At 42.0% G+C, this 12412-nt stretch carries 6 protein-coding genes; 4 read left to right on the top strand and 2 right to left on the bottom strand.

Features of this window, described 5'->3' with window-relative positions:
• Positions 1-308 precede the first annotated feature (308 nt).
• Positions 309-1187, top strand: coding sequence for a GerMN domain-containing protein (locus WCW66_05490; protein ID MFA6392164.1), 879 nt, complete (start codon positions 309-311; stop codon positions 1185-1187).
• 67 nt (positions 1188-1254) lie between these two features.
• Here the strand turns inward: WCW66_05490 and WCW66_05485 are convergent, their stop codons facing one another.
• Positions 1255-3015, bottom strand: a complete 1761-nt coding sequence (locus tag WCW66_05485; GenBank protein ID MFA6392163.1) for an ABC transporter ATP-binding protein — start codon at positions 3013-3015, stop codon at positions 1255-1257.
• Between the two features lie 117 nt (positions 3016-3132).
• Between WCW66_05485 and WCW66_05480 the strand changes: the two genes are divergently transcribed.
• The 3 genes from WCW66_05480 (at position 3133) to WCW66_05470 (ending at position 5453) form a co-directional block, all read left to right on the top strand.
• Positions 3133-3627 (top strand): divergent PAP2 family protein, encoded by a 495-nt coding sequence (locus WCW66_05480; GenBank protein ID MFA6392162.1) that lies wholly within the window; start codon positions 3133-3135, stop codon positions 3625-3627.
• Between the two features lie 76 nt (positions 3628-3703).
• A complete protein-coding gene (locus tag WCW66_05475) occupies positions 3704-4285 on the top strand; it encodes a hypothetical protein (GenBank protein MFA6392161.1) in 582 nt (193 codons plus the stop codon).
• Between the two features lie 7 nt (positions 4286-4292).
• Complete coding sequence (locus WCW66_05470; GenBank protein ID MFA6392160.1) at positions 4293-5453, top strand: MFS transporter; 1161 nt, start codon at positions 4293-4295, stop codon at positions 5451-5453.
• A 51-nt stretch (positions 5454-5504) separates the two neighbouring features.
• On the opposite strand, the gene WCW66_05465 is transcribed toward WCW66_05470, so the two are convergent.
• Positions 5505-12389: a family 43 glycosylhydrolase gene (locus tag WCW66_05465; protein ID MFA6392159.1), complete on the bottom strand. Its 6885-nt coding sequence runs from the start codon at positions 12387-12389 to the stop codon at positions 5505-5507.
• Positions 12390-12412: the final 23 nt, after the last annotated feature.

Raw genomic sequence — 12412 nt, 5'->3', positions numbered from 1 at the left:
TTTTTGATTGTTCCTTGCATAACGTCGTAAGGAATGAATTAGTATATAGTTACTTCGAAATTCGACTAATATTTCTATGTAAACTATACTTATCCCCATTGAATAAGGGACAATGAACCTCTGCACTGTGTAATTGTAATTATCAGTTTTCAGTTGTCCGCCTGTATAATAGCATTTATGGTATTTTTGTCAAGTAACTGCCGATAAATACGGCTTATTATGCATTATAACAGCAATTATCAAACATCCATTGATATTAACTATATTACTGATATTATTAAGACAGTATTATCAGTAATATTATATTTATGAAAAATAAATATCTAATAATCATTATTGTAATATTAATCGTCGTTATTGGCGTTATGATATTTTATCTGATACAAAATGATGGGGTAAATTCCAACAGTTCATTAAACAGCAACGGGCAGCAGGATACAAATACGGCAATAAATACTAATTCCAATACTAACAGTGCAATGCAATCAGATGTCCAAGTTACTAAACCAGTTCCAGATGAAACTGTTAATAGTCCGCTGACAGTTGCCGGCAGAGCAAAAGGCAGTTGGTTTTTTGAGGCGGTATTTCCAGTTCAGATAGTCGATGAGAATGATAAACAAATTGGCTACGGAAACGCAGAAGCCATTGGCGACTGGCAGACGGAAAATTATGTTGATTTTACCGCACTGCTTACATTTACAAAAGGATCAGCCACAGCCGGGTTCCTGGTACTGCAGAATGCAAACCCTTCAGGAATTAAATCATTAGAAAAAGAATTAAGAATACCAATTAAATTCGTCGCTTCAACAATCAGTGAAATTGAAATATATTTAGGTAAAGAATCAGAACAATCCGACTGTAGTACAGTCTTTGCGGTTAAACGACTTATCGATGAGACACCTCAAATAGCCACCGCCGCTGTTAATCAACTACTGACCGGCCCGACAGAAGCTGAAGAAAATGATGATTACAACACAAGTATCAGTCCATCCGCCCGGTTGCTTTCTTTAAATATTACTGACGGAAAAGCCTATGCGGATTTCAATCAGGAACTGCAAAACATCGGCGGTTCTTGCCGTGTTCAAATGGTCCGTGCCCAGATTGAAAATACTTTAAAGCAGTTCGACTCCGTGCAGGAAGTATTTATCTCCATTGACGGGAAAACCGAAGGAATTCTTCAGCCATAAGCAATTAAATGCAATAATAAAATAAAAACTTACCCAAAGGGTAAGTTTTTTATCTTACCAAAACATATTACTCTATAAATCCACCGATCTGTTTTTCCCAGAGTTTTTTATAAAGACCGCCCTTGCTGTTTACTAATTCCTGGTGCGTTCCCTGCTCCACAATCGCGCCTTCATTCAGCACAATAATCCGGTCCATTTTCATAATTGTTGAAAGACGATGGGCAATTACAATAACTGTCTTATCCTTCATCAAATTACCCAATGCATCTTGGATCAGCTCTTCTGATTCAGAATCAAGCGAAGAGGTCGCTTCATCCAGTACCAATATCGGCGCATTTTTTAATATAGCACGTGCAATAGCCACGCGCTGGCGTTCCCCACCCGAAAGTTTAACACCACGTTCACCAACATAAGTGCTATAACCCCCCGGCAGACTGCGAATGAAGTCATGTGCATGAGCCTGTTTAGCAGCTTCAATTACATCCGCATCACCGGCACTCGGCAAGCCGTAGGAGATGTTTTCTTTCAGTGTCCGGTGAAATAAAATCGGGTCCTGATTCACTAGTGCAATATTATGCCAAAGTGATTCCTGGGTGACACTATTGATCTTCTGACCGTCAACAGATATTTGCCCATCAGTTAAATCATAATTGCGCAGCAATAGGTTTACTATCGTGGATTTGCCGGAACCGGAAGGACCGACCAGGGCAATTTTTTCCCGTGCTTCAATCTTTAAATTCAAATCTCTAATTATTTTGCGTGTCATATTGTAACTGAAAGCAACATTTTCAAAATTTATCGAACCCATCTTTACTGATATCGGTAATGCTCCGGGTATATCCTTTATTTCATGTGGAGTCTCAAGTATCTCAGTCATCTCTTCAGCATCAGCTAATGCCTCATAATATTTTCGGATGATCCGGCCGAAATTCCATAATCTTAAAATGATGTTTAAAAGATATGCCTGCAACAATACAAAATCGCCGACACTTAAAATATCCTGTTGCCAGAGCGTAACCGCATAATACATTACCCCCAACTCCAAACCAATCATCATTAATGCCTGCCCGCCTTCGAAATAATTGGCCAGATTCCAGGTAAACTGCTGAAGTTTCTGATATTGACTGTTAATCCCGCGGAAACCGCCTCTTTCCCTTTCGTAACCGTTAAATAGTTTGACGTTTAGATGATTAGTTATAGTATCGGCCAACATCCCGGTTACTTTGGAATTCAATACCGCCCGCCTGACATCAAACTTCATCTTATAACGACTGAAAATGTAGTTAACCAACAAATAAATTATCACCCATAACAGCACGGCCAGACCTAGCATTAGATTCTTCTGGCTCAGAACAACAAAGATCATAATTATATCCACGGTAATCGGCAACAGGTCCCAAAAAATCAGGTCGGCAATTAACTCAAAGGAATGAGCAAAACGGTTGACTTTTTTCACCAACGATCCGACAAAATTATTATTGAAAAATGTTACTGAGTGTTTATGGATATACGCAAAACAGTCGTTCATCAGATCAGCCATGATGTGTGTTTGAAAATATGAAACACCAAAACCGGCCGTACGCCAAAAAACCCAGCTAACCAGATAAACACCGAGCACTTTTAGCAGAATAATTTTTAATGATCCTATTTTTCCGGCAGTCTCACCAGCACTCGACAATACATCAAAAAATTCCTTATAAAAAAGCGGCGCGACAAGATTGGTAATTGAACCGATACTGATCGCCAGACAAATAAGCAAAAATGCACCCCGATACTTTTTTGTCTGGTGCCAATAAATTCTGAATGTTTGTTTGGTATACTTTGCCATAGTTTTTTAGTATAACACATTTACGCATTATTTTAAGGTGGTCTATGTGAAATTGACTTTCTTCCCAGGTTCCGTTAAACTCACATACTCATGCAATCCTTTGCATGTTTTGATCGATTGTTCGTTACGAGACGCAAAAACACAACATCCTCGGGAAGTGAAATGAACGGAATTTTTCACAACCAGGTGCTTCTGACAGCCATCGCCGCCAACTTCACGGCACAACTTCTGAAAGTCATTATCACATTCTATCCAGAGGGGAGTTTTCAGCCCAGAAGGTTATTTGAGACGGGAGGTATGCCCTCTTCTCACACAGCCGGAATCATCGCGCTGGCTGCCGGTCTGGGAATAACCGAAGGGTGGGACAGCGCTGAGTTTGCCATCGGCTTCACGCTTGCAGCATTCATCATCTACGACGCTGCAAAAGTTCGGCACGCCACGGGTAAACACGCAGAAGTGCTTAATGTCCTAATCAGAGAGTTAGAGCATCTGCTCGAACGCGATTCACGACCGCAAGCGTTGAAAACACTTCTGGGACATACACTGCCACAGGTAGTTGCCGGTGCTTTTATCGGGCTACTAGCGACTGTTATTTCCTTCAGGCCATTCTAACAAAACTGGCCTTTTTTATTTATTAAAAAAATGATACTATTAAATAGTATTCATAAGATAAATCTAATATTCACTAATGGTTTTTAGTTATAAAGACTTCGATATTGCATTAGCTGTCAACGCTATAGAAGTGGCGCTTTTGGGTATCAGGATACTAATGAGAAAGGTGTTGATTGTTAAAGACAGTTTCGCAATTGGGATTTCTGCTTTGATCATCCCCTGGTCAGTTATATTCATTACTAATCCTGATATAACGTTGGTACCAAAAATTATTATTTCTATTGTTATTGCCTTTTTTTTGTGGCTACTTTTTTATCTTTCTAAATTATATACAACCTACATAGTCTGGAACACTGGCAAAGCATCAATTGAGCATGGAATAGAAAATATCTTGACGAAAAATAATTTGTCTTATCAAAAAAAAGAAAACGAATTTATTTTGAAAGAATTAAACATGAGCATCGGTTTCCATAAAGGTAGATATTCGGAGCAAAAAATTTATGTTCGTAGTAATAAAAAAGACAGGTTGGCTTTTGACATAATTGATAATGGAATTAATTCATTTTTCCAAAATGAAAAAGCAGACAAAATTTCATATGAAGGCATACTTTTTGTGTTTATAGCAATTATTTTATTTGTGTTTACCTTTTCTAATTAATATTAATATGAAAATAACAAAAAATCTTAAAGTATTATATTTTCTCGGATTTGTTCTAGCTCTAGCCGCAGCTTTTCCTGGATACATCCGTTCTACCTTTATGGAAGAATTTGTGGACGTCGGGCGGGTCGGTTTGTTTTTTCTGGGCGAAGCGCTACTCAGCCTGGCTGCCATTAATTTTTTCCCCTACTTTATCAAGAAAATCAGCAATTATAAGCTGGCCATTATAATAATTTTGCTGCAGATAACAAGCATTATTCTATTGATTACCACAAACTCTACTGTTGGTGCGTTTATATTCTTTGCTTTAACGGGAAGTATGGGCTATCTGATCTGGATTAATATGGATGTTTTTGTTGAGCGTTTCACTACCAACCCGACAACCGGCAGGATCAGAACTACTTATTTTACCTTCATTAATCTGGGCTGGCTTTTCTCCCCCTTGGCAGTTGGCTATCTGACCGGCGAAGGAAATTATCGCTTGATCTATATCATGGCGGCAATACTTCTATCAATCGCACTGGCGATCATTCTGTATAACAAAAAACTACTGGCCGATCATCTGCAATACGAACATCATCACTCGCTGACGACACTGAAACATATATGGAATAATATAAATCTGCGCGGTATATTTGCAATCGCCTTTCTACTGGAACTGTTTTATGCAACTGCGGTAATTTACGCGCCGATCTATCTGCACCAGACCATCGGTTTTGAATGGAAAACAATCGGTATGATCTTCACCTTCATGCTCTTACCTTTCATATTCCTGGAGATACCCGCCGGAATTTTCGCCGACAAATATAACGGCGAGAAAAAAGTTTTGAATCTCGGTTTTATGATTATCGCATCTGCCGTTGCCCTGTTTTTCTTTATAAAATCTGATAATCCGTTTGTCTGGGCGCTGATTTTATTTTTAAGCAGATGCGGGGCGGCATTAATTGAAGCGATGAGAGAAACATATTTCTTCAAAACTGTTGATGTCAAGGATATTGACTATATTAATTTTTTTCGCAACGCATCACCACTGGGGTATCTGATCGGATCCGGGCTTTCGATGCTTGTGTTAAAATTCTACCCGATTGAATACCTGTTTCTTTTTCTTTCTTTAATTTTGCTAACCGGAATATACTTTAGCTGGAGAATTCCAGAGACAAAAAAATAATTATTGCAATACGAAAAACCCCCAGGTAACCTGGGGGTTTTTGATTTTTTTCTATAGTGACCAAAGAAGCGGGATGAGTAGTGTCCAGCCGATGTTCAGAACGGATGGATCGGATTCCAGAGACGGATATCGGTCAATATTCGCACCTTGGATCACCACCCATTTATCGCCAAGACCGTAGTGTTTTAAAGCAATCTTCCAAAGCGTATCACCGGACTGTACTGTATACAAATTCTGATCCTGATACGCGTAAATCGGGACATTAAATCCGAGCGGTTTGATTACAACATTCAATGTTCCTGTTTTCACACTTTCTTTGCCACTGGGTTCTAAAGCATCAAGATAAATATTATACTCCCCGGGTTCCAGCCCGGAAATAAGGATTTTAAAATTGGCAACTCCGGACGGATCATTATTTACCTTGAAAGTATTAATAATCCTATTATTTACATATACTCTGATTGTCGCGTCGTTTATTGCATTACCTAAGAGCACAACCGAAGGATTACTGCCGTCTGTTACATATGCTTTGTCAATCGTGGGCACCGGATATGGCGGTTCCACAAAAAAGCTGTATGATTTTGATTCACTGCTGATTAATCCGTCATTATCTCGCGCTCTTAGAATAATACTGTGGTCGCCTCTAGTAAGTGGTTCTTTAACGTGAAAATAAAAATCTCCTGTTCCGCTGGAATGATCACTGGCCTTGACCACCGCGACCAATTCCCTGTCAATCAATATGAACACGTCATTATTCGATCGGGCAACCCCGGTAATGGTCGGCAATGCCGTGTGCACGATACTGCCACTTTCTGGAGCATAAAGTGTCGGCGCAGGAAGATATGGGACAGGCTCAATATCTATTGGAGGCGGTTCTGTATCCGGATCAGGGACTTCAGTTGCTATTGTAGTAAAATTCGCATCAGCCTGTGTTGCTACAGTATTCCCCGTGCTGACAATTTGGTAATGATATACAGTACCGGGTTCTAATCCGGTCAATTGAACCAGATGTTCTGAAACTAATCCGCTGTCATATTTCTCCTGACCATAATCTGTATTTAAACCATAATTAACCCTGGAATCAGCGGGATGATTAGTTTGCCAGGTAATCGACGCCGCAGTTTCAGTAAGATTAATCACCTGAACATTTGTAATTATTGTCGCATCCGGTGCAACTGTTTCCGTACTGTAGTCAATTGAATATCCCGTATTGCCAAATCCGTCTTCTCCCACCAGCTGAAAATGATATGTTGTACCTGCATTCAGGCCTGTAATGGTTACCGAGTGATTCAGAGTTAGAGTAGAGTCTAATACAGTTGTGAATCCATAGGCATTTGTAAGACCATAGTTTACCTGAGTAGTAGCCGGCTCACTGCTGGTCCATTGGATAGTAATGCTTGTTTGAGTGGAATTTGTGTTGACATTACTGAATGTAGGCAATCCCGAGTCAAGCATAATTCCGTTACTAGACGACTGGCCGATTACTTCACCGGAACTGTTTATGGCACGAACCGTTGTATAATATGTCCCGTCCGCCAAATCCAATCCCGTCTTAGTAGCATTTTTTAACAGCCCGACACTGCTGAAATCGGAAACATCAGTTCCGCCTTCTGTCGAACCGATAGCGTATTCAAAATGATCTACGGCGTCAGGAGTTGTCTGATCATCTGGATCAAGACTGCCGCCGGACTGGCAGGCCGGAGTTACGTTATTGGAATACCTAAGCGACCCGTCATCGTTATATCCCAATTTCAAAAATCGGACCGCCCAGGTTTCGCCATGAACGTACGGGAAAAGGGTCTGACCCGCTATATACGGCTCCGCTTCATTGGCAAAATGCTGATGCGCATAACCCTGATCCACCCAGCTGGCCGCGACAGTCGGGGTTGTTGTTGTATAGTACTGGATATGATCATACCTTGTTCCGAACATATAGTATGTTCCATTGTGTTCTGTTACAGTGGGCGACTCGGCGGTACCGGAAAGTGTTGCATCAATCGGATCCTGCAATGTCCAATTCAATAAATCACTTGATGTAGCGAAAGCGATAACCATGCGGTCAGTGGCACCTTCTTCTTTTTTTGCTGACATAAACATATAATAAGTGCTCCCCCATTTGGTAACAAATGGGTCTCTGCAATCGCCTTTCCAAGCAGTACTATCCCACTGGTCCCAAGTGGACCAGGCAGCTGAACAGTCTAATACGCAACCCTGTCCGCCGATTCCGGAACAAGTACTGGCGGCATCAGTCCAGTTTACAAGGTCAGTAGAAGTTGCTAAGCCAATCCGTTGAGCATTCATAGTGTAATTCGTGTCATAATTCACCCCGGTATAGTACATATAGTATGTACCACCTTCTTCATAAATATAAGGCGCCCAAGTTTGCTTATCATTCCATTCTCCGACAGAGCCATGAAGATCAATTGGTCCCTGGTTCGTCCAGTTATTTAAATCAGTAGAGGTTTCGTGCCCAAAAGTAGTTTGCGGATATGCCCACCAAGGGATATCTTCGCCACGAATGTGGATTACATGATAAACACCGTCTTTTTCGACAACTGAGAAATCTAATGATTTCATCCCGTCTGATGGCGTAAATATTGAAACGTTATCTTCTGAGCATGATTGCGCCGTCTCCCAGTTTGCTGAGAGCTCGGTGGGATCGTTTGTGATGCTGGCATCTCCGGTTAATCCATCATTGACCACCGAAGGTAAAATCGTCCAACTAATCTGGGCACCACTGGATTCAATTTCAAATTCTGAACCGAATTTATTACCACCTGCCCATGGAAATACTAAATTGATGGTTGATCCAGTAGCATTAACATTATAAACAACATTTGTATCCTCTCCGTCTGTTTGGGAATCAAATATAACATCACCAAACATGTTAACGGTATCCAGATTGGATAAAGTAATGTAGCTGGAATTTGCACCCGGACCGTTATTGTCAAAGGATCCGTTATCCAACGAGTAAATCGTAGCCGTACTATTCAGCTTAAGACCGCTCGCATCAAGATTATCAAAATTGTAATTTGAAGCATGAATTATTCCGTTCACAGTCAGGCTAAAGTAACCGGAAGTGGCGGAAATATCCGTGAAATCACCGGCTGAACCGACAATATACAAAATATCTCCGCTATCAACCGTATAGGAAGACCCGCTGGAAAAATTGACAGTTACCGGCCGACTTGATAGCCCGAGAGCGGTCCCGTCAAAGTCATTTTCATATACCCAGTATTCCGCGGAACGTGAATTACATTCACCATAAATATTTATTTGACCATCCACTGCCCCATTGTCAAAAGACTCTAAACAGCTTCCGCTGTCTACAGTAACCGTACTTGCTGAAGAGCTCCACATGGCCGCATTTTCATTTACCCCTATCCGTAGTGTTCCATATACATCACCTCCGACAGTCTTTGTGTTTATCTCATCAAGGCTCGCGCTAGTTCCGTTCAGATATAAGGCAGCACCGGTCCAGGTAGTATTCGCTCCCCCGACGCTGTTTGTGAAATCATTTCTTACTTCAATAGTTACACCGCTACTGACAGTAAATGTATTTGCAGAGGTAAGCGTCAAATTATTAGCGACAGTCAAGTTGTCAGTCTGTACAGTCCAACCGCCCGCTGCATTATTAAATACCATATTATAAAACTGGGAACTGCCCGCTTCAATCGTCTCTCCAGTATCAGCCGAATCAAAAGTCACCGTGCTGTTACCGTGCGTATAAGTACCGTTAGTATCCCAACCACCTGCCACTTCCAGTATTTCCCCGTTTGAATCAAGCGTGGCACTTGTTGCTATTGTCATATCACCTTCCAGATCCACCGTTATAGCTACAGAAGGATTAATATCCACCGTCAGCGCATTTACGCCGTCGCCGATTGTCAGGTTAAAAAAATTGAAATCCGCTTCGCCTGTTTCCGCGATTGTCAGAACTTTATTGTCATTGCCGATAAACTGGAAAGTTCCCCCGGTCGGAGTAAAAGCTGATCCATTCGCAAAATATGCCGCACCGTTAGTAACATGCCCAACACCTTCGACAGTAATGGTCCCGCCGGAGATATTTTCTGTCCAACCGCTGTCAACATAAAACATGGCGTGCGAGGAGGGAACAAGGTTATCGCTGCCTGTTGCGATTGTTCCGCTAGCCATTGTTAGAAGTCCGCCAAATCCCACAAAGAGACTGGATACGGTCAGTGTCTGACCGTTTATATCAAGCTCACCGGTATTCATAAGAAAATTCCATGACTGGACCGGAGACAATAATGTTACTCCGGCTCCCCCAGTTTTATCAACATCAAATTCACCGATTCCTCCAGTATAGCCGAAGGCATTATTCGCTCCCACAATGGATAAATTTGCGTCCGCCGCGCCATCCATGGAGAAAACGGGGTAGTTTGTGGCATGTCCCATTACAAACGTATTATCACCGGATATATCAACATCACCACCGACTACAGTTGATCCAGCAGTCAGTACTGACCCTCCCGCATCACCCGACACGGTAAAAGTGCCGTCAACATTGAAATTGTCCCCGCCCTGATCCATATTCAGATTCCCGCCGGACTTGTTGAAATAACCGTTAACCTGCAATTGTCTGCCATTTAAATCAAGCGTTCCGTTCAGAACAGTGAGATTGCCACTAATCGCCATATTTGTCGCGCTCAGCTGTTTAGTGGCACCCAATGAATCAATAACAACACTTGAAAAACCGGCGCTTACCGCACCTGTTGAATTGATTGTTTGCGTACCGGAACTGCCGATGAATGTGACCGTGCTTGAATTCGGCGTGAAGGTTCCGGCGTTAGTCCAGCTTCCTGAAACATCAAGTGTCCCAGTTCCATATATAGTCAGCGTGTGCCCGGATGGAATTACTATTGAACCGGAATTTAAAGTGACAGAGGCACTGTATGTTACGTTACCAATTGAAATATTGGCGGCATTCGCAGGCGTTGTGCTGTCCCAAGTGAATGTTCCATTTACAACAAAGCTTCGTCCGGCTGTATCTGTGTCGTGCAGTGTTACTGTCCGACTAGCCGTGTCATCTATTGTCAGCGCGTAAAATGTAAGATTGACATCGGAATCAACTTGTTGCGCAACCGTGCCGTCCAATACAAAGGTTGTACTCCCCGTTTGGAAAGATCCACCGGTATCCACAATAATATTACCGGCTACATTTACGGTAGCATTTGAAGTATAGGTAGACGCATCCCACGTGCCATTGGCATAAACACGAATTCCATATTGTTGAACTGTTGCACGGTCAACATCTATAATACGGGAATCTCCCAAAATAAATGTACCAACCCCTACATCAATTCGATCTATGGATATAGTATTAGCGCTAGTAGCTGAAGCATCAAAAACATTAACCGCATGCGCTAGTACACTGCTGTCACCTACGTTGATGGAATCCAAAAGAGTGATCGTCGAGTCCTCCGCATAAAAAGTCGCATCATCTCCGCCGACCCGACCATCCGTTACAAAAAGTGCTTTAATATTGTTTATTGTTGAACTATTTGCATAGAATCGTTTATAAGTAGCGCTGTCTTCACCAAATTCATCACCAACATAAAGTTCCGAGTCGCTTCCATTTCCGCTGATATTTACGCTTGCATTCACACCGTCCTGTGTGTCGAATGTGCCAGCTAGTACAACCAAATATAAATCATAGGCAAGGGTCGCCGCGCTTCCACCAGTAGAAAGAACAACCGAAGATTCGATGCCGTTAACATCGCCAATCTCAAGTGAATCTAGCTGAAGCTTTTCACCGCTGGCGATTTTTACCATCTGGGTACTGCTACCGACAAAATGAACTTGGGGAAAATCATTCCATGTACTTTCACGTGCTTCAAAAGCTGACTCGGTTACAGTAGAGGCATCCCAGTCCCCGGCTATTAAAATTTTGTTATCATTAGAGCCGATATCGAGTCTCCCACTGGTAAAAACTAAATCACCGCCAACTGATAAGTCCGAACTCGCCGCCAGAGTCACTGTCCCACCACCAGTTGTGGCAATAGTAACATTATAAAACTTTTTACCGGCAGTTTCAGAATACGGCGCGCCGCTGCCGTTGTTGATAGAACTACCAGTAGTCAGTGACTGCCCAGCTACTCCGCTATTAAACGTTACTGTATTTCCACCCGGCGTGAATGTTCCGGCATTAGTCCAGTTTCCTGGAACAGAAATCGGGTTGCCATTGGCGGTAAGTGTCGCGCTGGCTGCGATAATCACACCGGAGCCAACTGAGACACTATCATCCATAGAAAAAGTATCACCGCCCCAGACATACAGATGAAAACCGGCAACAATTTCAATATCAGTAGCAATTGGCGAAGAAAATTTAACATCGCTGTCAGCATTAATACCGGTGATAATTTCTGTATTGGTAATTGTGGCTGTGTCAGAACGGACAATTACATGATTACGATAGAGATCAATATTCGTCTGAGTTGTCTCGTTGGATTCAAAAACCATGTTTGCTTCTTCAGTTTCTTCATCCAAAAACACAGTGATGATATCACCACTGTTCACTGAAAGCCCGGTAATTCCCCAGGAACCAGTATTATCTGTTATTGTGTCGCTAGTCTGAATAACACCATTAACCGCCACCTGTATTGTTTTATTGTCTGCCGTGCCATCAATCGGAGTTGTCCTGTTTTCCTGATATGCTATGCCGGAAAGATTAATACTGGACGCCGCAAGAGCTGGATAAAGCTTTGGCAGGCTGAAAATGATACCGCCAAAAAACATTACTAAAGCAATTACGGACTGGGCAATTCTCACATTCCTTCTGAATTGTGAGTAAGATGTAATTGGTGCGCCGCTCTGGTTTTGATTTACCGCCTTGTGGTAAACAATGGCCGGATTGCGGGCAATTAGAGCTTTAGAATAAAATTTGGTTTTATTTGTTCCTTTAACTAAATTAAACATTAGGGGATTTAAAATGTTCAAGA

This window comes from Patescibacteria group bacterium, assembly GCA_041664365.1.
Taxonomy (GTDB): Bacteria; Patescibacteriota; Patescibacteriia; order UM-FILTER-42-10; family UM-FILTER-42-10; genus JAHJEX01.
The sequence above is the reverse complement of the archived record's forward strand: the minus strand, read 5'-3'. Positions and strand labels throughout refer to the sequence as shown.

Coding starts and splice junctions, on each gene's coding strand:
- WCW66_05490 (MFA6392164.1), top strand. CDS start 309: ATGAAAAATAAATATCTAATAATCATTATTGTAATATTAATCGTCGTT.
- WCW66_05485 (MFA6392163.1), bottom strand. CDS start 3,015: ATGGCAAAGTATACCAAACAAACATTCAGAATTTATTGGCACCAGACA.
- WCW66_05475 (MFA6392161.1), top strand. CDS start 3,704: ATGGTTTTTAGTTATAAAGACTTCGATATTGCATTAGCTGTCAACGCT.
- WCW66_05470 (MFA6392160.1), top strand. CDS start 4,293: ATGAAAATAACAAAAAATCTTAAAGTATTATATTTTCTCGGATTTGTT.
- WCW66_05465 (MFA6392159.1), bottom strand. CDS start 12,389: ATGTTTAATTTAGTTAAAGGAACAAATAAAACCAAATTTTATTCTAAA.